Below are 26,791 nucleotides of genomic sequence, written 5' to 3' on the forward strand. Positions count from 1 at the left end.
CGGCTGCGTCGACCGGCCGCCTCATCGCACCGCGTACGCGCGGGTGATCGTCTGCTCCGAGCGGTTGCCGTGAATGTCGACCACCCTCGTCCGCAACGACACGTACGCACGACGAAAGGGGTGCGGGACCACCGCGACCTGCTCGCCGTGCGGCCGCCGCATGAGCCGGACCGGGGTCCAGGTCCGCCCGTCGTCGGTCGACGCCTGGATCGACAGCGTGCGTACGGTGAGGTTCGGTTTGCCGAGCTGGGACTGGACCGTCACCGGAACCAGCGTCGGGCCGCTGCCCAGAACCCGGTTACGTGCGTCGACCGGGGGCGCGAACCGCACCACGCTCACCGGCAACGCCTTCCCCGATCGGGGAGCCCTGGCCGACCGGAACTCCCAGGATGCCGTCACCCGGGTCGAGACATCCGCGAACCCGCGACGTGTCGCTGAGGTGACGAGGGTGTACCTGGCGGCGCGAGACCCTACCTCGAACTCCCCGCTGCCCACCTCGTCGGTGGCCCCGACCATGGTCCGACCCTGCCCACGCCCCCGGTAGAGCGTCGTCGCGGCCCGGCCCGTCCGTGAACCACCGAGATGTCCTGACTGGTCGGAGTACATCGGCAGCGCCACGACGATCCGGTTGCCGTGCCGCGTGACGGCCGCCGGATGGTCGGCCCCAGAGCGGGGCAGCGGGCCGGGAAGCACCGGTCCCAGCACGGCCGCGTTCCAGCGTTCGACGTACGTCTGACCAGCCGGGTACGCCCGCGGCGGCGAGGACAGCCAGCTCAGCTCGGTCTGCGTCTTCCCCGCCCCCGTGGTGTGCGTGAGCGAGCCGCTCCAGCGGACGTCACCGGCCATGAGGTGGGCGGTGACGGTCGACGGTGTTCTGAACGGGATGCCCACCGACCAGCCGCCGATCCCGCCGGCGGCCTGCGCCGAAGGCGCGAAGGTGTGCCACACCCTCGCGTCCTGGGCCTGGGCCACGTGCCGCGACCGGATCGTCGCCAACTCGCCGGGGCGTGCCGCGCCTTTGAACCCGGTGAGGTAGCGGCCGCGGGTGAGCCAGTACAACCCGTAGAGATAAGGCGTATCGGCGAAACCGCCCTGCTCGTCCGGTCGGGCCCACTGCGTGTTGAGCCGGTCCACCATCTCGTCCGGCCCGACCTCGGGGCCCAGGTGGGCCGTGTGAGTGTCGTCGAGCCGGTGCGACAGGAAGCCCGACTCCAGGACGCGGGTCGGATCGGTGCCGTACCGGCGGTACGCAAGATCGACGAGCGCGAGCCGCGCCCCCGGCCGCGGTGGGTCAACGGTGACCGGTCTCGTCGTGCGCGCGTCGATCGTCACGGACATGTCCCGGTCGAGGTCGATCAACGGCCGGACGACCGTGTGGAAGTCTGGGTCATCGGCGCGCCCGGACAATACCGTCGCCTCCAGGTGGTAGCGACCCTCGGGAAGGCGCAGCCGCGTCGTACCGCCGTCGCCCCTCGGAAACTCGAGCCGGTCGTCGTCCAGAGCGAAGAGCAGATCGCCGACGCGGTCGGTACGCCGGCCCGACGGGTCCAGATGAGTGATGGTGAGCTCGTGGGTCTCGGCGCGCTTGCCGGAGTCGCGAGGCGCCTGCTCGGCGCCACCGGCCGGGTCGGCACCAACAGATGGGCCGGCGCCAAGAGGCGGGCCGGCGCCAAGTGACGGGCCGGCGCCAAGAGGCGGGCCGGCGCCGAGCGAGCGGTGCCAGGCCTGCGCAGGTATCGACCCGTCGTCGAGCGCGATCCGGCTCACTCCCCCGCGCAAGCGCGTGCTGCCGTCGACCGGGCGGGCGGCCGCCCACAGCGCGGCGCCGTCGCTGGTCACCTGCTGACGGCGCGCGGCGTCGCGATAGGTCACCCGCAGGCGAGGCTCGCCAGCCGTCGCGGCTGCCGCCAGGCTGGTGAGGTCGAAGAGTCGCCCGTCCACCGCGCCGGTCGTGACCAGGGGGAGGGCGTCAGCCGGGATGACCTGGAGCGCGTCGCCGAACCGCCGGGTCAGGAAGGTCATTCCGGATCGCCCGGGACCGGGAACGACCTCGCCGGCCGTGACTTGCCCTGGCGATGCGATCACCACTCGGTCGCCGGTCATCAGCGTCACGGTCCGCGTCTGCCCGTCGACCGTCCGACCTGACCCCTTGTCCAACCCACCCGAATGCTCCAGCCCACCCGAATGCTCCAGCACAGCTGGACGCTCGGCCTGCCTGCCCGAACGCTCCCACCCACCCGGCCGCTCGTCCAACGCACCTGGCCGCGGGGCCAGGTCCGGGTTCGCGGCGGGGACGGGCGGGGCGGTCACCACCGGACCGGACAGCAAACCGATCACCATGGCCGCCACCCCGAGGACCTTCGTCGACCTGGGTAGCGGCGCACAGCGCATGACATTCCCCGTTTCCAGGGCTCGCCCGCCGAGCCCGTCCTCGATCCGACACCTGTTCGTTTATGTCCAGCAGGACGGACCGGTTCGCTGCCAAGCCGCCCCGGGGCGTGCGCTGCCAATCCGCCGGGGAGTCGGAGAAGCCGACGCAGAACGCACCAAGGGCCGGCGGGTTCCACCATCGTTCGATGGCAGAACCCGCCGGCCCTCACTCGTCAGGTCGGCACCGTCGCCGGCCCGAGGTGCTGGCCCGGGGCCGGCGTCCCCCGGACCCCCCGAACCGGTTACGACCCGATGGCGTATGCCCGCAGGATCGTCTGTTCGACCGTGTTGCCCTTCGAGTCACTCGCTTTCGCCCGCAGCGAGACGTACTCCGCTCCGGACTGTGGCGTCTCCACGACCGCCACCCAACGGTTGTCACCGGCGGGGATGGTCTCGGCGGTCTTCCAGGTCTTGCCCTCGTCGACCGACACGGCCACCTCGAGGTGCTTCGGCCTGCCGGCCGCAGATCCCGCCTGTGGCTGGATCCTCACCGGCACCGTCGCCTGCGTACCCTCGTGGTTGCGGTTGCGCTGGTCGACCTTCGGGCTGAACCGGACGGCCGTCAGCGGCAGCGCCTCCGCCTCGTCATCGGCCGTCCGGCCCGACGTGAAGGTCCAGGTCGTGTCGATCGTCGTCGAGAAACCTGAGTACGACGGCCGCGTCGCCTCGACCTCGAGCCGGAACGACGCCTTCGCGCTCGGCACCGTGACCACATCGTCGAGATAGCCGCCGTACTCCGACTCCGCGACCTTCTTGCCCTCGCGGTACAGCGTGGTCCTCGCCGTGTCGGTGAGCGAGTCACCGGCGTGCCCGGACCCGTCGGAGTACATCGGAACGCTGATGTACATCTCGTTGCCGAACCGTTCCGACCAGGCGAAGTCCGCCCCGGGGAACGCCGGACCGAACACCGCGTCGCTCCACTGCTCCTTGACGGACTCACCCCGCTTGTACGTCCGAGGCGTGGACACCAGGTAGGTCTGGTCGACCGGCCAGCCTTCCTCGTCGATCACGAACTCGCTGACCTCGGAGTCCCAACGCACCGGATCCGGCTCGAGGAACGTCGTCACCCTGTGTGGAAGGTCCATGGCCGCGACGACGGCCCATCCACCGGATACGCCGTTGCCAGAGCCGAACAGCACGCGACCGCCTCGCCGGCCAGGCAGTGTCTGCGCCAGCCGCGCGGTGACCTTCGCCAGGTCGCGGTCCCGCGCAGTGCGCTCGAAACCGCTGAAGTAGTGTCCTCGCTCCACGTCGAGCAACCCGTAGAAGAAGGGACTGTTGGCAAAGTCCTCCGCCGGCCCGGGCTCGGCCCACTGGCTTCCGACGTGGGACACCATCTTCGAACCTGCGACCTTCTTCCCGAGTCGTCCGGCGTAGAGACCCGTGAAGTCGAACGCAAGCACCGAGGATCCCAGCGAGTTGCGCGCGTTGCGGTCATAGCCCAGGTCAACCACGGCAGGCCGGACCGATGTTCGCTCGACAGTCGTGGTCACCTGCTTTGCCTTGCGGGCGTCCGCGGTGATCGTGACGTTCGCGTCGAGTGTGAGGAGAGGCTGGACGAGGCTGCTCCACTCCGACGACTCCTCGTCCCATGTGACGATGCTGGACTCCAGGAGGTACTTGCCCTTGGGGAGCCTGACCTTCGCCGTACCCTCGGCATCGGGCATGAGGTCCTGCCAGACGTACTCGTCGAGGCCGAAGAGGAATCCGTACGCGTCGGCCGCGGGCTTGCCCTGGCGGTCGAGATGCTTGATCGTCACGTCGTAGCTCTCGACCTCCTTCTCCACGCCGATCGGCGTGGAGACCGCCTGGTCGCCCGCCGTGGCGACGAGCCGGCCGCTGTAGGCGCCGTCCGGTCCGTCGTGGGAGGTGACCGAGGTGATCTCGACCTCGGCGGTGCCTCCTGCTGGAACCGTGACCTTGTCCGCGCTGAGCTTCACCGCGGACGCCGGCGCCGGCTCGCCGTCCGGCCCGGCCATGGTGGCGGCGAGGTCGAGCGTGATGTCGGCATATCCGCTGTTGCGGTAGGTGACCTTCCTGGTGACCGGCTCGTCGTCGCCGTGCGGCCAGCGCGCGAGACCGAACGACACGCTCCCTGGCTCGGAGAAGACCGACTGCTTGATTGCCTTCGCCACGTCGATCCTGCCCCCGCCCTGGTCGAACACGGTCAGGTCCGGATGCGCCTTCGCCGAAGCCGTCAGCGTGGGCTTGAACTGCTGCGCGTTCCAGTCCGGGTGCTGCTGCGCGAGGAGCGCGGCCGCGCCGGCCGCGTGGGGGGTCGCCATGGACGTGCCGCTCGCGGTGACGTAGCCGTCGCCCATCGGCTCGCCCATCTCGGTGCCCTCGGCCTTGGCGGCGACGATGTCGACACCCGGTGCGGTGACGTCGGGCTTGATCGCACCGTCACCGATTCGCGGGCCGCGACCGGAGAAGTCCGCGATCTCGTCCTGCTTGTCGACCGCACCGACCGTGAGAGCCGCGTCGGCGCTGCCTGGAGAGTCGACGGTCTGGGCGTCCGGCCCGAAGTTGCCAGCGGCGATGACGAACAGCGTGCCCGTCTCCTCCGTCAGCGTGTTGACGGCTTCCTCGAGCGGGTCGACCTCTGGTGTGTCGCCGCCGCCGAGGCTCAGGTTGACGACGTTGGCCTGCTTCTCGGTGGCGGCCCACTCCATGCCGGCGAGGATCGCCGACTCCGAGCAACTGCCGCCTGAGTCACAGACCTTGCCGTCGAGCAGTTTCGCGTCCGGCGCGACGCCCTTGTACTTCCGTCCGACGCCTTCGCCGTACCGGCGATCGTGGACGCGACGTGGGTACCGTGCCCGAAGCCGTCGCCAGGACCCTCGCCGGAGAAGTCCTTGGCCTCGGCGACCTGACCTTCCAGGTCGGGATGGGTGGCGTCGATGCCGGTGTCGAGCACCGCCACGGTGACACCCTTGCCGGTGTAGCCGGCCTCCCATGCCTCGGGCGCCCCGATCTGGGGGACGCTCTTGTCCAGCACCGGCTTGCGGAGGCCGTCGAGCCAGATCCTGTCGATCCCGCCGGAGTAGGTGCGGGCCTTCCCCTGGCCGCCGGCCACCGAGTCCCAGAAGCCCTTGGCCGCCTTCTTCTCGACCTCGATGGCCGTGGCGTCGACGGCCGGCAGGTCGCGCGCGTCCTGCCCGCCGGCCGCGGTCAGCCGGTCCTGCCCGCGCGCCTGCGCGGACTCACCGTCGTAGCTGACGATCAGCGGAACGGCGGACCGACGTGCGTCGTCGTACTTCGCCTTGACGAGGCCGGTCACGTCGAACAACCGGCGGTCGAGTGCGCCCGACCGGACGAGCGGGAGCGCGTCGGACGGAACGACGGTGAGTCGGCCGTCAACCCGGTGGGTGACGAACCGGATGTTCCTGCGGCCCGGGCCGGGCAGGACGCTCGCCGTCGACGACCGCGCCGACGGGAGCAGCACCCGGTCTCCGGTGATCAGCGTGACAGACACCTGGCTGCCAGCCCGTGGTGCGCGTGCGTGTGGTGCCGCCTCTGGACCTGCCGGCGGTGCGGCGCCGACGCCGGCTGACCCGCCCGGTCCGGCGACGGCTGTCGGGCTCATGGCCATGGCCAGCCCGGCAGCCAGTGCGGCCATGCCCAAGGCACGGACCCGGCGATGCATGGAACTCATGCAGTACCTCCCCGTAGTGCGGACACACGTGAGCACGGCATCGCCGACAGACCCCGGCACCTGACAGGCCCCCGTGTAACAGGATGTGGAGCAACGGATCGTACATACTCAGTATGTACGCAAGCAGTATGCAGCACCCAGGACGACATGAACAGCCAGAATGTTGCGCGAGTGCCGAGAGGCCGGCTAAATGGTTACAAAGCCGTTATCACCAGTGAGAGTGCGGGAGAACGGCGACATGCCGCTACAGCGAGGGGTCCCGCGTCGACGCCACGGCGTCGATGACCGAGGCCTCGCCGACGATCGTCCATGTTCAAGAGCTCCGCGCCCGGTCGTACGACATGCGAGCCGGGCATGCCGAGGCCCCGGTCAGTACTTATCTGACCGGGGCCGCGTAGTCCCGTTAGCTGATGTGGCGCGTCAGGCCTGGATATCGCACCAGACCCACTCCGGATGGCGCCGGTGAGGCGATGGGCTCAGCCCACGACCGACTTGAGCGCGTCACCGAGCTCACCGGCCTCGTCTGCCGAGAGCTCGACGACGAGCCGCCCGCCACCCTCCAGCGGCACTCGCATGACGATGCCGCGCCCCTCCTTGGTGACCTCGAGCGGTCCGTCGCCCGTCCGCGGCTTCATGGCCGCCATGCGCGCACTCCTTCCTGCCGTCCGTACGCGACGACACACCGAGAACCGGTGACACGCCGCCGACGCGTGTCGATTCGAGGGCCCATTATCCCGCATGGCCGGACCGGCCCGGTAGTCAAGATCGGCGCGGCACCTGCCGGAAACGCGAAGGTGTCCTCTTTGGCCGGCTTCTGACCCGTTGCCGTCGGGCAGACTCGGTGTCATGCAGGCAAGATCGGCGCTGTTCGACCTCTACGGCGATCACCTCCGGTCGCGGGGTGGACGCGCGCCGGTCTCGGCCCTCGTCCGGCTGCTGGCCCCCCTCGGGATCGCGGCGCCGGCGGTACGCCAGGCGGTGTCGCGGATGGTACGCCAGGGCTGGCTCACACCGGTGGGGCAGCCGCGCGCCGGAACCAGATACGCCCTCACCGACCGCGCCGTTCGCAGGCTCGACGATGCGGCGGTACGGATCTACCGCACCCGCGCGGCCGGCTGGGACGGCCGGTGGCACCTCCTCGTCACCTCCCCGGTCCGTGCCCGCACCGCCCGCGAACGGCTCGAGGCCGGCCTCCGCTTCCTCGGATACGCAAGACTCGCCGGTACGACCTGGATCGCGCCGCGACCGTCCGGCGAGGTCGAAGGGCTCCTCGCCGCCGCTGGCGTCCACGCCGACAGTTTCCTGGCCAGCGAGCCCACCGACCCGAAGGCGTTGGCCCGGCGCGCCTGGGACCTCGACGCGCTCGGCGCGGCCTATCGGGACTGGCTCGCCGATGCACGTACCCTGCTCGACGGCACGCAGGACGCCGAACGCGATGACGAGACCGCCTACGCGCTGCGGAGCCGGCTCGTGCACGAATGGCGGAAGTTCCTCTTCACCGACCCCGGACTCCCCCGCAGCCTCCTTCCCGACGACTGGCCCGGCGACGGGGCGGCGGCGTACTTCGACACCCACGCAGCCCGGCTCCATCCCGCGGCCACCCGCTTCGTCGATGCCTGCCTCGCTCCACCAGGAGGGACCTGATGACCGACCACCCGCCCGTCCGCTACGACGTGACCGACGCCGTGGCGACGATCACCCTCGACCGGCCGCAGGCCCGTAACGCCCTCGACCTGTTCACCAAGGAGGCGCTGCGCGACGCGGTCCGCCAGGCCGCCGAGGACGAGTCGATCCGCTGCGTACTCCTGACCGGTGCGGGTGACAAGGCGTTCTCTGCCGGGCAGGACCTCCGCGAGCATGCCGTGAGCCTCGCCGAGAAGGCGCCGGAGGAGGTCTGGAGCACGGTGCCCGCCCACTACATCCCGATCGCTCTCGGGCTGGCGACGATGCCAAAACCGGTCGTGGCCGCGGTCAACGGCGTGGCCGCGGGAGCGGGCGCCGCGCTTGCGTTCGCCTGCGACTTCCGGGTGGTCGCCGACACCGCCGGCTTCAACCTCGCGTTCGCCGCGATCGGGCTGACCTGCGACACGGGTACGTCGTGGACGCTACCGCGGTTGGTCGGGCACGCCCGCGCGGTCGACCTCCTGATGCGTCCCCGCACCATCTCGGCCCAGGAAGCGGCCGACATCGGGCTGGCCACGTCCGTCGTGCCCCACGACTCTCTCGCCGCCGAGGCGACCGCGCTCGCCCGGGAACTGGCCGCCGGCCCCACCGCCGCCTACGCCGCGATCAGGCTGTCCCTCGCGTACGCCGCGAACCACACGCTGCAGGAGTCGCTCGAGTTCGAGGGGGAGATGATGCGGCTCACGGGTACGACGGAGGACCACCGGGCCGCGGTCGCGGCGTTCCAGGCCAAGGAGCGCCCGACATTCCACGGCCACTGAACACTCCCGGCGGGCGGCGTCAGCGCCTGGTCGGCGAGTAGAGGTAGAGCTGGCCGATCTGGTCGTACCCCATCACGGGGTACAGCTTCGCGCCGTCGTGGCTCGCCAACAGGACCGCGGCCGCCGCTCCCCGCTGACTGTCATCGCGGAGCATCCGCTCCAGCAGAGCGCGGCCGATGCCGCGGCGACGATGCGACGGCTGGACGAACATGTCCGCGCACCAGGTCATCGGCGCCGCGTCGCCCGACGTCTCCGTGCGGACGACGATGCTCTGGACCCATCCGACGGGCTCGTCGCCGTCGAGGGCGACGTACTGCCGAAGCGGAGCGTCACGCGAAAGCGCCGCTTCCTCGAGCGCTTTGCTCTCAGTCGCGCGGGCCAGGCGTCCTGCCAGCTCCGGCGTCGTCACGCGGGTGATCCGTGCCGGCGCCTTGGTGCGCGGGATCCGGTCCAGTCGATGCACCATCAGCGCCTCGGTCGCGCCGAGCCGGTAGCCGAGCTGCTTGTACGCCTGACGCAACGGCCCTTCCGCCTCGCCGGGCGCGCGGATCGCGCAGATCGCGTACCGGCCGCGGGTGTGCTCAGCTGCGAGGGCGTGGAGGTCGGCCGCGTCGATCCCCCATGCGACCCACTCCTCGCGCCGGTAGGTGGGCGCCTTGCCCCCGCGTGGCGCATCGCGCATGACCCAGGCCGGACCGATCCGTTCGGGGACGTAGGGATGCGTACGGCTCCGCTTGAAGGAGAATCCCCGCACGAAGACCTCGATCGCCTCGTCGATCCCGACGCCCATGGTCAGCCACCGACCTCCGGTGCTGGGTTCTCGAGCTGACAGGTATATCAGCCCCGTCACGACAACGTGGACAACGCCCGGATGACCGGATGAGGACCGGAACTATCCAAGCCAGGCCAAGAACTGAAAAGGTAATTCTACGATACGGAAACTGGCAGGGTGCGACAGTCGCAGTCACCTCCCCGCGGGCGGCGACGGAAACCCCGTCTATGGCGCGACGCCGCTCATGAACGTGAGGAGAGGTCAGATCGATGACTGGTCCAACGGTGACCATCGGCCATTCCGACGCCCGACTGACGACCGCGCCCTGGGCGCGGGACCTGCTCACAGAGGAGCTGGCCAGGCAGGGGTTCCGCCTGGTGGAGCCTGAGGTCCAGGCCGACGTTCGGCTGCTGGTCTGCCCGCCCGGTGACGGCCGGGTTCGCGATCTGGTGGACCGATGGCGGCGCAGACACGGCTCTGACCTCGCGACGACTCCGGAGTCCTTCGCGATGGCGTCGGTGCCGGCCGATTCGACGGTGCTGATCACGGCCGCTGACAACCGCGGACTTGGTTACGCGCTGCTGGAGCTCTACGACATCGCCCAGAACAGCGCCGACGTGCTGGCGGAGTATCACGGACTCCGCGAGTACCTCGAGCGCCCGCGCAACGTCGCTCGTGGAATCACGCGGATCTTCACCACGGCGGCCACCGACCGGACATGGTTCCACGACCGGGCCTTCTGGCAGGACTACCTCACCCATCTCGCCTGCCAGCGGTTCAACCGGTTCAGTCTGGGCCTGGGTGCCATGAACGACTACCTCATCGACCGCCGGGTCACCGACAACTACCTCTGCTTCCCCTACCCGTTCCTGACCGGGGTGGACGGCTACGACGTACGGGCCGAGGGGGTCAGTGACGCCGAGCGGGAGCGGAATCTGGAGTCCCTGCGATTCATTGCCCGTGAGGCGACCCGGCGTGGTCTCGATTTCGGGCTCGGGTTGTGGAACCACGCCTACCGTTACGACCCGGACGCCGACACCGAGCGGTGGCCGATCAGAGGGCTGGGTCCGGACAACCATGCCGAGTACAGCCGGGATGGCCTCACCACCCTGTTGCAGGCCTGTCCGGAGATCAGGCGCCTGACCTTTCGGGTCCATTTCGAAGGCGGCGTACCTGAGCCCACGCACGAGTTCTGGCGGGTGGTGCTCAGCGGGCTTCCCCAGGTCGGACGTCTGGTCGAACTCGACTTTCATGCCAAGGGCGTGAGCGCGGAGCTGATCGCGATCGCCACGGATCTCGGCGTACCGCTGACGCTGTCGACCAAGCACTGGGGCGAACACCAGGGGTTGCCCTACCAGCAGGCCGCGATCCGCGAGAAGGAGCGGACCGGTCGTCGGAAAGCCGGCGAGAAGGCCGAGCCTGCAGGCGTGTGGGCACCCGGGACCGGGCACCCCGACGCGAAGGCGACCGGCACGCAGACCACCTCGCGCCGCAGCTTCACCCGCTATGGGTACGGCGACTACGCCCACACCAACCGGCCCTACCGACTGCTGCACCGGGTGTGGCCCGGAACCCAGCGGGTGCTGCTCTGGGGCGATCCGGTGCTGGCCGCCGGCTACGGCCGACACGCGGACTTCGCCGACGCGCTGGGCATGGAGTGGTTCGAGCCCATGTCCTTTCTGGGGAAGAAGGACAGCGCCGCGCTCGGGTCGCCGGACGGGCCGCGAACGAGCAGGCGGTTGTACCAGGACGACGACCTGCAAGCCGCCGCGGATGACTGGTGGAAGTACCGCCACACCTACCGCCTCCTCGGCCGCACCGCCTACGAGCCGGAGACCCCGGTGGCGGAACTGACCAGGGAGCTGCGGACGACCTTCGGTGCCGCGGCTGACGCGACCGGTCGCGCACTTGGCGCTGCCTCCCGGGTGCTGCCGCTGATCACGGTGCTCCACGTGCCGTCGACGGCGTGCAATGTCTACTGGCCCGAGATGCCGACTCCGGTGTCGCTGCTTCCGCGGACCGAGCGGATGGAGAGTCCGTACCGGGCCCAGGGTTGGCCGGCCAACTCCGACTTCGACATGACGCCTCCGTTCTCCTTCGGCAACGTCAGTCCGTTGGACCCCGAGTTGATCTACGGTGTGGATGAGTTCGCGGCCGATGTGTTGGCGGGACAGTGGCGCGGCAAGCACACGCCGGTGGAGCTCGCGGATCGGCTCGAGCAGTTGGCCGAGGAGGCGCTGACCGCCCTCTCCGAGGCCGAGCAGGCCGATGGCGGCAGTGGTGGTGGCGGCAGTGGTGGTGGCGGCAGTGGCGGCGGCGGCAGTGGCGGCGGCGGTGGTGGAGGCAACGAGCCGCTGTTCAGGGTCGTCGCCATCGATGTCCGGATCCAGGCGCAGCTCGCACGGTACTTCGCCTCCGCGCTGCGGGCCGCGGTCGCCTACGGGCTCCGATCACTCGGCCGGCCCATGCTGGCCCGCGCCGTCGATCACCAACGGTCCGCCATCGCCGCCTGGGACGCGATCGTCGAGGCGGCAAAGCCCTACGTCAGTGACCTTCCGTTCGGTCAGACCGACTTCTCCCGCGGCACCTGGGCCGACCGTCGCCCCGCCCTGCTCGCCGATCTCGCAGCGCTCGAAGCCACCCTGCAGGACACGGAGACCGCGGACACCGATGCCGATCCGGTCGCCCTCGAAGAGCAACTGACCACACCACCTGCCCCGATCGGAGAGCACACACCCGCGGAGTACTTCGAACCGGGGAAGGCGATCAAGATCAGCTGGCGAACCGAGGACGAACGGGTCACCGGCGTTCGCGTGCGGTGGCGGCCGGTCAACCAGGCCCTCGCCTACAGCTCTCTCGACCTGGAGCAACGAGACGGCGCCTTCGTCGGAGAGATCTCCACCGACACGGCCGGAAGCCTCTACTCCGTGCAGTACTTCTTCGAGGTCACAGCAGGCTACGCCGCCTGGCCGTACCCGGGGCTCGCTCCTGATCTGGCCAATCAGCCGTACTACGTGGTTCACACCGACCCCAAGACGCGTTGGGGACGTACGGCGAGCTGATCCCCAGGTGAGGGAAGGCGCTACCGCGCGGTCGGTTGGGCCCGCCCCTCTCGCCAGCGGAATGCTGGAGCCCCGCCGGCACCTGCAGCGTCACGGGAGATCAGGACACCTGGATCGGGTGCGTAAGCTCGGATGCGCGGGGGGCGTACGTTGCGCCTTGAGGGGAGGGCAGACGGTGAGCGGTCCGGGCAGGGGCGTACATCGTCGTGCCGGTGTGACCATGCACGATGTGGCTCGCCATGCCGGGGTGTCCACCATGACCGTGTCCAATGTGATCAACGGGCGGTCCCAGCGGGTGAGTGAATCGACCAGGAGTCGGGTGCTGGCGAGCATTGCCGCGCTCGGTTACCGGGTCAACATGGCGGCGAGGCACCTCCGCATGGGGCGGACGGGCATGGTTGGCCTGGCCGTTCCTGGTTTCGAGTCTGGGTATTATCCCGAGCTCGCTGGCCGTTTGGCCGATCGTTTCGCCGACCACGACCTTCGGTTGGTGATGGAACGGACTGGCGGCGAACGCCAGGCTGAGTTGGATGCGCTTGCTGCGGCGCGGTTGCGGACCTATGACGGCTTCGTTCTCAGCGTGGTTGCCGGCGACGCGGCCGATCTGGAACAGCTCAGCATCGACACACCCATCGTGTTGATCGGGGAGCGGGCCGTGCCGGCACGCTTCGATCATGTGTTGATGGACAACGTAGTCGGTGCCCGGCGAGCTACCGAGTTGCTGCTGGAGTCTGGAGCACGCCGGATCGCGCTCCTGGGTGGCGTACTAGGCGACAAGCAGTCGATGCCCGAGCTCCGCGCTCGCGGATATCGCGAGGCACATGAGGCGGCCGGACTGCCGGTCGACGAAAACCTGATCTTGTCGTGTTGCTTCCGGGTCGTCGACGGCTACACCTCCACGTTGACGTTGATCCGGGCCGGCGTTGACGTCGACGCCATCTTCGCGCTGACCGATTCGGCTGCCGTCGGAGCATTGCGTGCGCTCGCTGAGTCCGGTTTGCACGTTCCCAGGGATGTCCAGGTGATCGGATTCGACAACATCGCCGACAGTCGCTTCACACTGCCTGCGTTGACCACGGTGGAGCCGGGGAACGACGAGATGGCCGATGCGATCTGCTCCCTGTTGATGGAGCGGATCGAGCATGGTGGCGCATCTCGGCCAGCGCGGGTCGTCATGCCCGAGGCGAAGATCATCGAGCGTGACTCGACCCGCCGCTGACCGAACGATGGCCTATGCCAGGTCGAGGTGGATCGTACTGAACGAATGACGCGGCAGGGTGACCGTCAGCACTCCGCCGTCGAGGGCAAGGTCCAGATCGGCCGGAGCGACCGCGTCCGGAGCCGCCGTCGTGTTGTGGCGCTGTGGCTCATCCGCGGTGAGCACACGAGCGTGGTGTCCGGTGACGGTTCGACCGCGTAGGTCGAGAGTGAGCGTCGTGTCGGAGTCGAGCGCCAGGTTGCTGACCGAGATCAAGGCGTTTGCGCCCTTGGTGCTGGCCGAGATCGAGACCAGGTCGAGCTGTGCGCCATCCGCGTCGTAGGCGTCCGGCCGCTCGATCAGATGGACCGGGAGCTGCAGCGCGTCATGATGGCCCTTGTTCATCTCGAACACGTGGTAGGTGGGCGTGAGGACCATGCCTCCGGCGTCGTCGGTCAGGATCATCGACTGGAGGACGTTGACGGTCTGGGCGATATTGGCCATGTGGAGCCGGGCGGCGTGCTTGTGGAAGATGTCGAAGTGGACCCCCGCGACCAGGGCGTCGCGCAGGGTGTTCTGCTGGTACAGAAACCTCGGGTTCGTCCCTGGTTCGGTGTTCCACCAGGTGCCCCACTCGTCGCAGATCAGGCCGATCCTGCGCTTCGGGTCGTAGGCGTCCATGACCGCGGTGTGGCCCGCGATGACGCGGTCGATGTCGACCGCCTTGATCATGGTCGTGTAGTACTGCTCATCACTGAACGCCGTGGCCGGGTTCTTGTTGAGTCCGCTGCCGTCATGGGAGTAGTAGTGGAACGAGATGCCTTGGAACATGCCGCGCGGTTCACGGGCGCAACCAAGGCAGCTGACCGCCTTCATCAGGGTTTCGGTCCAGGCCAGGTCGTCATCGGCCGCGCCGGCGGCGATTCGGTACAACGTGTTGTCGCCATGGTTGCGGCAGAACGTCGAGTAACGCCGTGCTTCATCGGCGTAGGCTTCGGCGCGCATGTGTCCGCCGCAGCCCCAGGCCTCGTTGCCGAGACCCCAGTACGGCACCTTCCAGGGCTCGTCGCGGCCGTTGGCCTTGCGAAGCCGGGACATCGGGCTGTCACCGTCGCGGGTGAGGTACTCCACCCAGTCGCTCATCTCCTGCACAGTGCCTGAACCGATGTTGCCGTTGACATAGGCGTCGGCTCCGAGCAGTTCACACAAGGCCATGAACTCATGGGTGCCGAAGTGGTTGTTCTCCTCGACGTTGCCCCAGTGCGTGTTGACCATCCGGGGACGTTGCTCCTTCGGGCCGATACCGTCACGCCAGTGGTACTCGTCGGCGAAGCAGCCACCAGGCCAGCGCAGATTGGGAATCTGCAGAGCGCGCAGAGCCTCGACGACATCGAGACGGATGCCGCCCTCGTTCGGGATCGAGGAGTCCTCACCGACGTAGAAGCCGCCGTAGATGCACCGGCCGAGGTGCTCGGCGAAGTGGCCGTACAGATGTCGGCTGATCGTTGCGCCGGTGACATCGAGATCGACGACCGCGCGTGCGCTGGACATGGTCATGCTGAACCTTTCGGTGGTCGGCAGAGGGGAGGACCCCAGGCTGAACCGCGGCCGTAATCCCGCGCCCCTCGGCGTGAAGCGTTCAGTCGCCCGGCCGGGCCAGCGCCCGCCCTTCCCCTTCGTGGGTTTGACGTTATACCTTGAGCCGCGATCGATCCTAACGACGTCAGCTCTCCCGCGGGAGAGGTCGGGCGCGGAGTTCGAGGGGGACACATGACCGATCTGACCCGCGGCCACTCGCTGGAGACTCCCACGACCCACGACCTACGACTCTGGTACGACGAACCAGCCGGCGCGAGCTGGCTTCGTGCCCTGCCTGTCGGCAATGGACGGCTCGGCGCCATGGTGTTCGGCAACGTCGATGCCGAGCGGTTCCAGCTCAACGAGGACACGGTCTGGGCCGGTGGACCGTACGACTCCAGCAACTCCAAGGGAGCCGATGCCCTGCCGGAAGTCCAGCGCCTGGTGTTCGAAGGCCGATGGCGGGAGGCCCAGGACCTGATCAACGAGGCCTTCCTGGGAAGCCCGGTCGGGCAGCTGGCCTACCAACCCGTGGGTGATCTTCGGCTGACCTTCCCGACGCCGAGCGAGGTGACGGAATATCGCCGGCAGCTCGACCTCACCACGGCAACGGCCACCGTCGACTACGCAGCGGACGGTGTGCGGTACCGGCGCGAAGTGATCGCGAGCGCTCCTGACCAGGTAGTCGCGCTGCGCCTCACGGCGGACACCCCTGGGGCGATCACGTTCTCGGCAACCTTCGACAGCCCGCAACGCATGAACACGATCAGCCCCGACGATGCGACGATCGCGTTGGACGGTGTGTCCAGTGACATGGAAGGTGTCCCCGGGTCGGTGCGGTTCCTCGCGCTCGCCCGGGCCGTCACCCACGACGGCGAGGTCAGTAGCAGCGGCGGGGAACTGCGGATTACCGGTGCCGACAGCGTCACCCTGTTGATCTCGATCGGCACCAGCTACGTCAACTACCAGGATGTGAGCGGCGACTGTCAAGCGGTCGCGTGGGCTCACCTCCGCGACGCGGAGGACAGGCCGTACGACGAGCTCAGAAGGCGCCACATCGCTGACTACCGGGAACTGTTCGCCCGCACGTCAATCGATTTCGGACGTACCGCAGCCGCCGACCAGCCTACCGACGTACGGATCCAGCGCCACGCCACCACGGACGATCCCCAGCTTGCTGCGTTGCTGTTCCAGTACGGGCGGTACCTGCTGATCTCAAGCTCCCGGCCAGGCACCCAGCCCGCGAACCTGCAGGGCATCTGGAACGACCAGCTGGATCCGCCGTGGGGCTCGAAGTACACCCTCAACATCAACCTGCCGATGAACTACTGGCCGGCAGGGCCGACAAACCTGGCCGAGTGCCATCTGCCGGTCTTCGACATGATCGAGGACCTGAGCGTGACCGGGGCGCGTACTGCCGAGGTGCAGTACTGCGCCCGCGGTTGGGTCGCCCACCACAACACCGACGCCTGGCGCGGAGGCTCCGTCGTGGACGGCGCGTTCTGGGGCATGTGGCAGACCGGCGGCGCCTGGCTCAGCACGATGATCTGGGACCACTACCGCTTCACCGGGGACCTGGACTTCCTCCGGTCGTACTACCCGGCGATGAAGGCCGCCGCCGAATTCTTCCTCGACTCGCTGGTGGAGGAGCCCGGTCTCGGGTGGCTGGTCACCAACCCGTCGAACTCACCGGAGCTTGCCCACCACCCTGACGTAAGCGTGTGCGCCGGGCCCACCATGGACATGCAGATCCTCCGTGACCTATTCGGAGCTTGCGTCAGCGCCAGTGCGATCCTCGGTGTTGATCCCGAATTCCGCGCCCACGTGCTTGCCACCAAGGAACGCCTCGCACCTCTGCAGATCGGTGCGCGGGGCAACCTCCAGGAGTGGCTCCATGACTGGGTGGAGGCAGAGTCACACCACCGGCACGTCTCCCACCTGTACGGCTTGCATCCCAGCAACCAGGTCACCAGGCGAGACACCCCCGAGCTGTTCGAGGCGGCGCGGCGGACCCTGGAGTTGCGTGGCGACGCGGGAACCGGCTGGTCGCTGGCCTGGAAGATCAACTTCTGGGCGCGCCTCGAGGAGCCGGAACGGGCGCACGAACTACTCAGCGAGCTCCTCACGCCCGACCGGCTGGCCACGAACATGTTCGACCTGCATCCGCCGTTCCAGATCGACGGCAACTTCGGCGCGACGTCGGGCATCGCCGAGATGCTCTTACACAGCCACAACGACGAGTTGCACCTGCTGCCGGCGCTCCCGGCCGCCTGGCCGACCGGCGCGGTGAGTGGGCTCCGCGGCCGCGGAGGCTACACCGTCGGTGTGGCATGGAGCGACGGCCAGGCCGACGAGATCCTCATTGCCGCCGACCATACCGGCCGCGTGAGGGTACGCGGTCGGATGTTCGCCGGGCGCCACGTCGTGCTGGACCTCACACATGGCGACACCGCGAGAACGACGAAGGCCGATACGGACCTGATCGAACTGGACGCCGAAGAGGGACACACCTACCGGGCGTACGCATCCGGCGCGGCCATGGAGTAGGACATCGCCACGAGGCATGGCCAGGCCGCTGGTGCGGTGTCTTGCACCGGCGGCCTGGCCAGTCGATGTTTCGTGCCGCCGAGGGAAGGCGGTCGCCTTTCCTAGGCGCTGCGGAAGTACTGCTCCGGTCTGGCGGGTGCGGGGTCGGGATAGATCCAGGACTCGCGCATCTTGGGGACGTTCATGAAGTCGTTCTGGACGATGTTGTAGCGAGTGGGCAGGACGGTGCCGATGAGGTAGAACTCCTGTTGCGCGATGTCCAGGATCTGCATGAACAGCTCGCGTTGCCGTGCCTCGTCGGGAGTGACCTTGATCTCGTCGTAGAGCTCCATCTGCCGGAGGGGTTGAGCGGGTGGCTTCTCGCCGCCATCGCCGCCGGAGTCGTACCAGAGTCCCCACTGTGTGGCGAAGAGGGACCCTGCGTTCAGAGGGAGATACCACTTAGGATCCAGGATGGCGTCGTAGAGCCCGTTCTCTCCGGCGTACAAGACCGCCTGGTGCTTGTTCACTCCCGTTCGTTCGAAGAAGAGGTCCGTCGACTCCGGGTTGATGTCCAACTGCACGCCGACACGCTTCCAGTAGCCCTGGACCATCTCCGCCACGTCCGGCCAGGTCGGGTCGAAACCGATCGGGATCTCGACGGTGAAACGGATGGGTTTGCCGTCGCCACGGAGCCGAACGTCGTCGCTGTTCCGCTCGGTGAAGCCGGCGTCATCCAGAAGCTTGTTGGCCTTTGCCATGTCGAACTCGGTGTACTGCTTGGCCAGGGTCTCGTGGAAGAAGTCACCCTCTCTTCGGGGAGCGACCTGGCACGGCTCGCCCTGCCGTTGGTAGACCGCGGTGATGATCTCGTCGCGGTCGATCGCATGCGACAGCGCTATCCGAAAGTCCCTGTTCTGGAACACCTCCCGCAACGCGGGGTCCTCGACCGTCATGTTGAACGAGACCGTCGTGTAGTTGGTGTCGGCGGTGACGAGCGGAGCGAAGTGGTAGCCTCCGCTCTCACGCTCGCGTGCGAACACCGGTTTGTTGTCCGGCGTCAGGAAGTCGCTCGGTGGAAGCGTGTATCGACCCTCCGTGGTCCGCAGTACGGCCACTTCCGCATCCTGGACGACTTCCACGACCACCCGGTCCAGGTAGGGCAGTTGGCTACCTTCCGGATCGGTCTTCCAGTAGTAGGGGTTGCGCTCGACGACGAGTCGGTCACCTCCCAGTGGGATGGTTACGCGCCACGCCAGCAAGGTCGGAAACTCGGCGTTCTGCCATGGGCCGAGGTCGAGGAGCCCGGCACCACCTTTGGCGAGGAAGTGCTCGGTCCAGGTGGAGTGGCCCTCCTGCTTGGCCAACTCCTCGGCGTCGGGGTTGAGCTTCTTGTGGAACTCCTGCAGGTAATGCTTGGGCAAGCTCGTGAGGATGATGCCATCGGGCGAGGCGAGCCGCTGCAGGAAGAACGCGTGCGGCTCGGAGAAGCTGAACCGACAGGTGTAGTCGTCGACCTTCTCCAGATTAGCCGGCTCACCACCCGAGGTGAGCCAACTTGGAAAGTCCGGATACAACTCCTCATTACTCAGCACGTCCTCGTACGCGAAGACGATGTCATCGGCAGTGAACGGCTCCCCGTCAGACCAGCGCATTCCCTCACGCAAGGTGAAGGTGTAGGTCCTGCCATCGTCGGAGGCCTCCCACGACTTCGCCACCATGGGAACGACCTTGGTCCATTCGATGTCCCAGCCGACGAGTTGCTCATAACCGAAGTACTCGTATCCCCCGGCAAGTTCAGTGACGCAGTTGATCCACTCGCCTCCGTAGGTGCCCATCCTCTCTACGGGCCTGACGACCAACGGCTCCTTGGGCAACCTCTCCTTGACCGGCGGCAACTTCCCTGCCTTGACCTGCTTGGCCAGAGACGGCGCCTCCATGCCCTTGGCGCCGCTGGCCTTGGAAGGGCCGTCGTTCCCGCCCGGGCGAGTGGAGAGTGCGTCGCATGCGGTAGCCGAAGTCGTCGCCAGGAACGCCGCGCCCCCCGTCGCCAGCAGCTGTCGCCTCGTCAGACCAGCCTTGAGGCTAGTGTGATCCACGGAGATTCTCCTTTCTCATCCTGCGTCGCAATAGCAGCCCGCTCAGGCAGCCCGCGTAGCGACAGCGGCTGCCGGCAGAAAACGGACCGAGCTGTGCTACTCGGTGCGGAGAGCTGCCCCCGGGCAGCAATGTGGGCGACCGTGGCGTCTGATTGCGACGCCGACGAAGACCTGACAACGACCCCTGTCGGCCGAAGCCTTACTGGACAGCAGTTTCGGGCCCCAACTCGCGACTGGATTCCAGCGCCACATGAGTTGTAACGTCAAACCTGGTCGACATCAGGGCCTTCGGCAAGGCCGACGGGGAACGAAAAGTTTCGACCGGGGCGGTCAGCCGCCGAGGGCCTTCCACCCCTTGCGGCGTGGTTCGAGTAGCGCCTCGGCCTCGATCTCTACCTTCCACCGCGGGTCCAGGAGTCCGGCCACCACGACCATCGTCGCGACCGGGCGTACCTCCCCGAAGACCTTGCCGTGCACGCGACCCACCGCATCCGCATAGGACGCGTCGGTGAGGTAGATCCGGGTGCGTACGACGTGCTCGGGGGCGCCACCCACCTGGGCGAGAGCGGTGAGGATGATCTCCAGGCAGCGGAACGCCTGGACCCCCGGATCCGGATCGACCTCGCCGTCGTCCCAGACCGGTGCGGTGCCGGCGACGAGAATCCGGTCACCGACGGAGATCGCCCGGCTGAAGCCGATCTCCTTCTCGTACGGCGACCCTGACGACACCCGTTGACGTGGCATGGGACTCACTCCCTCGGTCGGGGTGTCGAGGATCTCATGGGGACGTGCTGGCGCCGGCCGCGCGGGACCTGGCTCCCCGCCTGGGGGTGGACGCCGCAGCTCGGCGTACTGAGGTGGTACGGGACACATGGACGACCGTGGCGCGGACCACGCAGTCGGCGAGGTGGTCATTGACCATGCCGGTGGCCTGCATCATCGCGTAGCAGGTCGTGGGGCCGACGAAGGCGAATCCGTTCCGCTTCAACGCCTTCGCCATGGCGGTCGACTCAGGAGTCTTGGCGGGTACGTCGGCCAGGGTCAGGGGGGCGGGGCGCCCGTCCGGCTCGGGTGCGTACGACCAGAGGAACCCGGCGAGCCCGTCGGGTAGTTCCAGCGCTGCGCGGGCGTTGCGGAGGGCCGCGCTGACCTTCGCCCGGTTGCGGACGATCGCGGTGTCGGCGAGCAGGCGCGCCTCGTCCGCCTCGTCGTAGCCCGCGACCGTGGCGATGTCGAAATCGGCGAAGGCCCGCCGGAACCCGGGGCGCTTGCGCAGGATCGTCAGCCAGGACAAGCCGGACTGGAATGCCTCGAGGGTCAGGCGTTCGAACATGCCACGGTCGTCACGGACCGGCTGGCCCCACTCCTCGTCGTGGTAGGCGATGTAGTCCGGAGTGGAGTTGGCCCAGGGGCACCGGGTGGCGCCGTCCGGGCCGACCGGTGCGCTCACGGCTCCCCGGCGCCCGCGTGCCGGCCGGAGGACTCATGCGGGTGCGGTGGGTAGGTGGACTCGAGCGGCCCGCGTTCCGGCGTGTCGACGGGCTCTCGGGCCCACGGGTCGAGCAGGGCCGCCGCCTCGTCGTCACGGAGGTTTCCGGTCCGTTCGGGGTGTCCGGGGTGTCCGGGGTGCCCGGGGTTTGCGGGGTGTCCGGGGTTTGCGGGGTGTCCGGGGTTTGCGGGGTGTTCGGGGTTTGCGGGGTGTCCGGGGTTTGCGGGGTGTGCGGGATCGGGCTCGGCAGGGTGCCAGAGGCCTGGATCGGCGCCGACGAGGACGTCGCCGGTGGCACGATGCCCGGGCCGGGAAGGGTAACCGTCGCCAGGGGCTCCGCTGACGCCGGACGTGGTGGGGGGCATGCCGGGAGCGTTGGCCGGATCGGTAGCCGCATGGTGCCCGTAGCCGGATTCCCGGCCGGCCTCACCAAGCCGCGCGAGCCGGGCATCGCGGGCGGCGATCTCGTGCACGAGGCGCCGGATCACCTCGTCCACTTCGTCCATGCGATAACCACGGAGTACGACGGAGAAGTCGACGTCGCTGAGGTCGTCCGCGCTCAGTGGCCGGTCCGCGGGCAGGCGGACGTCGCGCCGGTCCGGATAGGCACGTGCCATCGCGCCGCCACGCCCCACCGCGACTGTGGCGGTGAGACCGAGGACAACGACCACCAGGGCGACCCACAACCAGGTCATGGCCTGATCGTGCCATGTCAGCCCATCCACGTGTCGGGTGGGGACGCCGGGAAACCGCGTTCTGGTCCGAAATCGGGCTGCGCCTTGCGTACGATGCGCGGCAAGTCCCCACGATGCGCGCCACATTGGCCGCGCACCGTGGGCATTGGTCACGTAAACGTGATCATTTCGCCCCAGGTGCGAGGCTGGGGGTGGTCCGGACACCCCGACGAGCCGGACGCGCAGGGAGGACAGATGTGGCTGCGGCTGGGGAGCCGGGCGTTCGGGCCGGACGAGCATGCGGTCATGGCGATCGTCAACCGTACGCCGGACTCCTTCTACGACCGTGGAGCGACCTATTCCGACGGTCCGGCGTTCGACCGGGTGGCCCAGGTCGTCGCCGAGGGCGCGGCGATCGTGGACATCGGCGGCGTCAAGGCGGGTGAAGGCACGGAGGTGAGCGTCGCCGAGGAACTCCGGCGTACCGTCCCCTTCGTCGCCGAAGTCCGCTCCCGCTGGCCCGACCTCGTCCTGAGCGTCGACACCTGGCGGGCACCAGTCGCCCGGGAGCTCTGCGCGGCAGGGGCGGACCTGATCAACGACACCTGGTCCGGGGCGGATCCGGCCCTCGCCGAGGTCGCGGCGGAGTACGACGTCGGGATCGTCTGCTCACACACCGGCGGTCTGCCACCGCGAACGGACCCGCGCCGGCCGGCCTACGACGACGTCGTGACCGACGTACTGGCCCGCGTGGGTGGGCTGGCCGAGCACGCCCTGGCTGTCGGCGTACGACGGGACGCCATCCTGATCGACCCCACCCACGACTTCGGCAAGACGACCGCGCACTCCCTCGAGATCACCCGGCGACTCGACGAACTCGTGCGTACGGGCTGGCCGGTGCTGGTGGCCCTGTCCCGGAAGGACTTCGTGGGCGAGACGTTGGATCTCCCGGTGGAGCGGCGGCTGGCGGGCACACTGGCCGCCACCGCGGTGTCGGCGTGGCTGGGTGCGCGGGTGTTCAGGGCGCATGACGTACGCGAGACCCGGCAGGTGCTGGACATGGTGGCCTCGATCCGGGGTACGCGACCACCCGCGGCCCCCCGGCGCGGCCTCTGACCGGCGCGCCGGCCCGCCACGCCCGACCGCGGCTCAGCCCTCCGGACCCACGGGCCGGCCGTTGCCGGAAACCAGGTCGCCCGAAACTACGCCGCCGGAAACCATGTCCGGCACCTCCGAGGAACCGGCGGCCTCGGACTCGACGGCATGGATGCGGCTTACGGCCTCGTCGACGTCATCGGTCACGAACAGCATGTCGACGTCGTGCGGCTTGATCTTGCCCCCGGCCACCGCGGTGTCGCGCAGCCAGGCCAGCAGACCGGACCAGTACGCCGTGCCGATCAGTACGACGGGGAAGCGCGTCACCTTCCGGGTCTGGACCAGGGTGAGCGCCTCGAAGAGTTCGTCGAAGGTGCCGAAGCCGCCGGGGAGCACCACGAAACCCTGGGCGTACTTCACGAACATCGTCTTGCGCGCGAAGAAGTACCGGAAGTTGAGCCCGACATCGACCCAGTGGTTCATGCCCTGCTCGTACGGCAGCTCGATGCCGAGTCCGACGGAGATCCCGCCCGCTTCGCTCGCGCCCTTGTTCGCGGCCTCCATGACGCCCGGACCACCGCCGGTGATGACGGCGTAACCGGCGTGGGCCAGTGCGCTGCCGAGGCGTTCGGCGGTGGCGTAGTCGGGGTCGGTCCGCGCCGTGCGCGCGCTGCCGAACACGCTGATCGCCGGCCCGAGCTCGGCGAGCATCCCGAAGCCCTCGACGAACTCGGACTGGATCCGCATCACCCGCCACGGGTCGGTGTGCACCCAGTCACCGGAACCACGGCTGTCGAGGAGTCGCTGGTCCGTCGTGCTCGCGTCGGCTGACCGAGACACCTGGCCGCGGCGCGTCACGATCCGCCCCCGCTGCTCGACCGGGCTGTCGGCGCGGGCGTGGTTCCTCGGCTGCTCACCGTGCTCGGCCGGGACGTTCTGCTGGTGGGACATCCTTCGAATGGTAGATGCCCAGCGCCACACCGCACGGTCGATGCTCGATCCGGGCCCACCGCCGCCGAGCGCCGCCGAGCGCTACCGGCCCGGCGGCGGCTGACTCGAGGCGAAGGTCTACCGGACCCGGCGACGGCATCATGGCGCGCCCGAGCCCGACTACGGTGGGGTGACGTGGACCCGGACGAGATCATCCGGCTGCGTCGCGACTTCCACCGCCACGCAGAGCCGGCATTTCTGGAGATTCGTACGTCCAGCATCGTGGTCGCGCGGCTGAGGGGCCTCGGGATCGAAGTACGGCGCGGCACAGAGGCCATGCGGACCGATGGCGTGGCCCGCTACCCGGACGCGATGACCCGGGAGCGGATACGTGGGCGCGCGGTCGAGTCCGGCGCCGATCCCGACCTCGCCGCCTGCGCGGCTGGCGAAGGCACCGCCGTCATCGCCGAGATCGCCGGTAACCGTCCGGGGCCGACCTGGGGCGTGCGCTGCGACATGGACGCCCTGCCCCTGGCCGAGGCGACCGACGAGGACCATCGTCCGACCGCGCTGGGATTCGCCTGCCAGGACGGGTTCATGCACGCCTGCGGCCACGACGGTCACACCGCGATCGGACTCGCCCTCGCCGCCCGGCTGTCCGACCACGACTTCCCCGGCCGGGTACGGATCCTCTTCCAGCCGGCCGAGGAGGGCGGGCGCGGTGCGGCAGCGATGATCGCGGCGGGTGCGGCCGATGGCATCGACCGGTTCGTCGCGGTCCACCTCGGGTTGGGACTGCCGAGCGGTCTGGTCGCTGGCGGCTGCGAAGGCCTCCTCGCCACCCACAAGCTCCGAGCGGTGTACCGGGGCGAGGCCGCGCACGCCTCCGGCGCCCCGGAGCAGGGCCGCAACGCGCTCGTCGGCGCCGCGAGCGCCCTGCTCAACGTGATGGCCCTGCCGAGGTACGCCGCCGCCGACACCCGGCTCAACGTCGGCACCCTGCACGGCGGGGACAACGTCAACATCGTTCCGTCGTACGCGGAGATGACGCTGGAAGCGCGCTCGACCGACGCCGACATCTGTGACGCACTGACCGCCCGCGTGGAGGCGGTCCTGCGTGGAGCGGCCGCCATGCACGACCTGACCGTCGTGATCGAACGCACCGGCGGGTCGACCACGATGACCTGCGACCGCCAGCTGGTCGACGCCATCGTGGCGATCGCCGCGGAGAAGTACGGCGACGAGCGCGCCGTCGCCCTGCGGCCCCTCGGCGGGAGCGACGACGCGAGCCTGTTCGCCCGTGAGGTGCAGGGGGCCGGCGGGCTCGCGACGTACATGCTCGTCGGCGGTGGCAACCGTGCGCCACACCACCATCCGTCGTTCGACATCGACGAGGCGTCCATCCCCGTGGCCGTGGACGTGCTCGAGGCACTGCTCCGCGGGACAGCGAACGGCCGAACGGCGTGAACGTGCCATCATCGATCACCATGCGCTTCTCGGCTCTCTCCCACCTGTCCTGCCCACGTTGCGACCAGCACCACGACGCCGACCAGGTGACGAACGTCTGTACGTGCGGTTCGCCTCTGCTCGTCGACTACGACCTGGCCGAGGTCGGCAGCGGGATGTCCCGCGACGAGATCGCCGGCCGGGCACCGTCGCTGTGGCGCTATCACGAGCTGCTGCCGGTACGCGCGGAGTCGCAGGTCATGTCGCTCGGCGAGGGGATGACGCCGCTCGTGCCGCTTGCTTCGTACGGGCGGGAGGTCGGTGTTGACCGGTTGCTCATGAAGGACGAGGGACTGGTGCCCACGGGTTCGTTCAAGGCGCGCGGTGCCGCGGTCGGGGTGTCACGGGCGCGCGAGCTGGGCGTGAAGAAGATCGCGATGCCCACCAACGGCAACGCCGGGTCGGCGTGGGCGACCTACGCGGCGCGGGGAGGAATGCAGAGCCTGATCGCGATGCCGTACGACGCACCGGAGATCTGCCGCCGTGAGTGCGCCGTCGTGGGAGCGGAACTGGTCCTCGTCGACGGGCTGATCGGTGACGCTGCTGCCGTCGTACGCACGGCGCTGGCCGAACGGGACGGCTACTTCGACGTGTCGACCCTGCGCGAGCCGTACCGGATCGAGGGCAAGAAGACGATGGGCCTCGAGATCGCCGAACAGCTCGGTTGGCGGATGCCCGACGTGATCCTCTACCCCACCGGCGGCGGTGTCGGGCTGATCGGGATCTGGAAGGCGCTGCGCGAGCTGCTGTCGCTGGGCTGGGTGTCCGGGTCGCTACCGCGGCTCGTGGCGGTGCAGGCGGAGGGTTGCGCGCCGATCGTGTCGGCGTACGAACGAGGCGCGGCGGAGAGCGAGCCCTGGCCGGACGCTCGGACGGTGGCGTTCGGGATCACGGTGCCGAAGGCGCTCGGGGACTTCCTCATCCTGCGGGCGGTACGAGAGACGGGAGGGTGCGCGGTCGCGGTGTCGGACGCGGACCTGCTCGCCGCGCAGCGCCGGGTGGCGGAGCTGGAGGGTGCGTTCGTGTGCCCGGAGGGTGCGGCGGCGTTCGAGGCCGTACGCCAGCTCAGGGCGGCCGGCTGGATCGCCGCAGGTGATGAGGTCGTGGTGCTCAACACCGGTACGGGTCTGAAGTACCCCTCGACCGTCCCGCTCCCCGAGGCGTCCTGACCCGCGCCCCCGCCGCCGCGCGCCCCGCGAGCCGCGCCCATCGGGCACCGCAAGGCTCGTTCAGCGGGCCCCGAGGCTCGTTCATGATCATGAAAGGAAAGCGGCGTATGGGCCTGCAGATCTTTCATGATCACGATCATGATCACGGGGAGCCGGGCTGGGGG

At 68.9% G+C, this 26,791-nt stretch carries 19 protein-coding genes; 8 read left to right on the forward strand and 11 right to left on the reverse strand.

All coding sequences use genetic code 11. The features are described 5' to 3' along the window. Positions 1–21: 21 nt before the first annotated feature. From ABNF93_RS21145 to ABNF93_RS21160, 4 genes are all read right to left on the reverse strand, one after another. Complete coding sequence (locus ABNF93_RS21145) at positions 22–2,340, reverse strand: hypothetical protein (RefSeq protein ID WP_349329858.1); 2,319 nt, start codon at positions 2,338–2,340, stop codon at positions 22–24. Between the two features lie 332 nt (positions 2,341–2,672). Then, positions 2,673–5,165 (reverse strand): S8 family serine peptidase, encoded by a 2,493-nt coding sequence (locus tag ABNF93_RS21150; protein WP_349329934.1) that lies wholly within the window; start codon positions 5,163–5,165, stop codon positions 2,673–2,675. Further along, positions 5,057–6,085, reverse strand: coding sequence for a S8 family serine peptidase (locus ABNF93_RS21155; protein ID WP_349329859.1), 1,029 nt, complete (start codon positions 6,083–6,085; stop codon positions 5,057–5,059). Before ABNF93_RS21155 ends, ABNF93_RS21150 begins: the two co-directional genes overlap by 109 nt. A 476-nt stretch (positions 6,086–6,561) precedes the next feature. Next, on the reverse strand, positions 6,562–6,729 hold the full coding sequence (locus ABNF93_RS21160) for a DUF3117 domain-containing protein (protein WP_349329860.1): 168 nt from the start codon (positions 6,727–6,729) through the stop codon (positions 6,562–6,564). Positions 6,730–6,931: 202 nt separating this feature from the next. Between ABNF93_RS21160 and ABNF93_RS21165 the strand changes: the two genes are divergently transcribed. Continuing rightward, positions 6,932–7,729 carry a PaaX family transcriptional regulator gene (locus ABNF93_RS21165; protein WP_349329861.1) on the forward strand — a complete coding sequence of 266 codons (798 nt, stop codon included), beginning with the start codon at positions 6,932–6,934 and terminating at the stop codon, positions 7,727–7,729. Beyond that, on the forward strand, positions 7,729–8,529 hold the full coding sequence (locus ABNF93_RS21170; protein ID WP_349329862.1) for an enoyl-CoA hydratase/isomerase family protein: 801 nt from the start codon (positions 7,729–7,731) through the stop codon (positions 8,527–8,529). Before ABNF93_RS21165 ends, ABNF93_RS21170 begins: the two co-directional genes overlap by 1 nt. A 19-nt stretch (positions 8,530–8,548) precedes the next feature. On the opposite strand, the gene ABNF93_RS21175 is transcribed toward ABNF93_RS21170, so the two are convergent. Continuing rightward, positions 8,549–9,319, reverse strand: coding sequence for a GNAT family N-acetyltransferase (locus tag ABNF93_RS21175; RefSeq protein WP_349329863.1), 771 nt, complete (start codon positions 9,317–9,319; stop codon positions 8,549–8,551). A gap of 251 nt (positions 9,320–9,570) precedes the next feature. On the opposite strand from ABNF93_RS21175, the gene ABNF93_RS21180 reads away from it, so the two are divergent. Then, the gene (locus ABNF93_RS21180) at positions 9,571–12,363 is read left to right on the forward strand and encodes a hypothetical protein (RefSeq protein ID WP_349329864.1); all 2,793 of its coding nucleotides are present in this window, start codon (positions 9,571–9,573) and stop codon (positions 12,361–12,363) included. Positions 12,364–12,583: 220 nt separating this feature from the next. Then, complete coding sequence (locus ABNF93_RS21185) at positions 12,584–13,582, forward strand: LacI family DNA-binding transcriptional regulator (protein ID WP_349329935.1); 999 nt, start codon at positions 12,584–12,586, stop codon at positions 13,580–13,582. Between the two features lie 12 nt (positions 13,583–13,594). Here ABNF93_RS21185 and ABNF93_RS21190 read toward each other — a convergent pair whose 3' ends face one another. Further along, positions 13,595–15,118: an alpha-N-arabinofuranosidase gene (locus tag ABNF93_RS21190; protein WP_349329865.1), complete on the reverse strand. Its 1,524-nt coding sequence runs from the start codon at positions 15,116–15,118 to the stop codon at positions 13,595–13,597. A 213-nt stretch (positions 15,119–15,331) separates the two neighbouring features. Here ABNF93_RS21190 and ABNF93_RS21195 point away from each other — a divergent pair, with 213 nt between their 5' ends. Beyond that, positions 15,332–17,686 (forward strand): glycoside hydrolase family 95 protein, encoded by a 2,355-nt coding sequence (locus ABNF93_RS21195; protein ID WP_349329866.1) that lies wholly within the window; start codon positions 15,332–15,334, stop codon positions 17,684–17,686. Positions 17,687–17,787: 101 nt separating this feature from the next. Here the strand turns inward: ABNF93_RS21195 and ABNF93_RS21200 are convergent, their stop codons facing one another. From ABNF93_RS21200 to ABNF93_RS21215, 4 genes are all read right to left on the reverse strand, one after another. Continuing rightward, the gene (locus ABNF93_RS21200; protein ID WP_349329867.1) at positions 17,788–19,764 is read right to left on the reverse strand and encodes an ABC transporter substrate-binding protein; all 1,977 of its coding nucleotides are present in this window, start codon (positions 19,762–19,764) and stop codon (positions 17,788–17,790) included. Positions 19,765–20,094: 330 nt separating this feature from the next. Then, a complete protein-coding gene (locus tag ABNF93_RS21205; RefSeq protein WP_349329868.1) occupies positions 20,095–20,508 on the reverse strand; it encodes a RidA family protein in 414 nt (137 codons plus the stop codon). A 34-nt stretch (positions 20,509–20,542) separates the two neighbouring features. Further along, the gene (locus ABNF93_RS21210; RefSeq protein WP_349329869.1) at positions 20,543–21,214 is read right to left on the reverse strand and encodes a DNA-3-methyladenine glycosylase I; all 672 of its coding nucleotides are present in this window, start codon (positions 21,212–21,214) and stop codon (positions 20,543–20,545) included. Then, a complete protein-coding gene (locus tag ABNF93_RS21215; protein ID WP_349329870.1) occupies positions 21,211–21,948 on the reverse strand; it encodes a DivIVA domain-containing protein in 738 nt (245 codons plus the stop codon). Before ABNF93_RS21215 ends, ABNF93_RS21210 begins: the two co-directional genes overlap by 4 nt. Positions 21,949–22,182: 234 nt before the next feature. On the opposite strand from ABNF93_RS21215, the gene folP reads away from it, so the two are divergent. Next, complete coding sequence (gene folP, locus ABNF93_RS21220) at positions 22,183–23,043, forward strand: dihydropteroate synthase (protein ID WP_349329871.1); 861 nt, start codon at positions 22,183–22,185, stop codon at positions 23,041–23,043. A 33-nt stretch (positions 23,044–23,076) separates the two neighbouring features. Here the strand turns inward: folP and ABNF93_RS21225 are convergent, their stop codons facing one another. After that, a complete protein-coding gene (locus ABNF93_RS21225; RefSeq protein WP_349329872.1) occupies positions 23,077–23,973 on the reverse strand; it encodes an LOG family protein in 897 nt (298 codons plus the stop codon). Between the two features lie 174 nt (positions 23,974–24,147). Between ABNF93_RS21225 and ABNF93_RS21230 the strand changes: the two genes are divergently transcribed. Beyond that, entirely contained in the window at positions 24,148–25,419 is a 1,272-nt protein-coding gene (locus ABNF93_RS21230; RefSeq protein WP_349329873.1) for an amidohydrolase, read from the forward strand. 20 nt (positions 25,420–25,439) lie between these two features. After that, positions 25,440–26,627, forward strand: a complete 1,188-nt coding sequence (locus tag ABNF93_RS21235; RefSeq protein ID WP_349329874.1) for a threonine synthase — start codon at positions 25,440–25,442, stop codon at positions 26,625–26,627. Positions 26,628–26,791 lie beyond the last annotated feature (164 nt).

It is taken from the genome of Actinopolymorpha sp. B9G3, from assembly GCF_040120725.1.
Lineage (GTDB): Bacteria > Actinomycetota > Actinomycetes > Propionibacteriales > Actinopolymorphaceae > Thermasporomyces.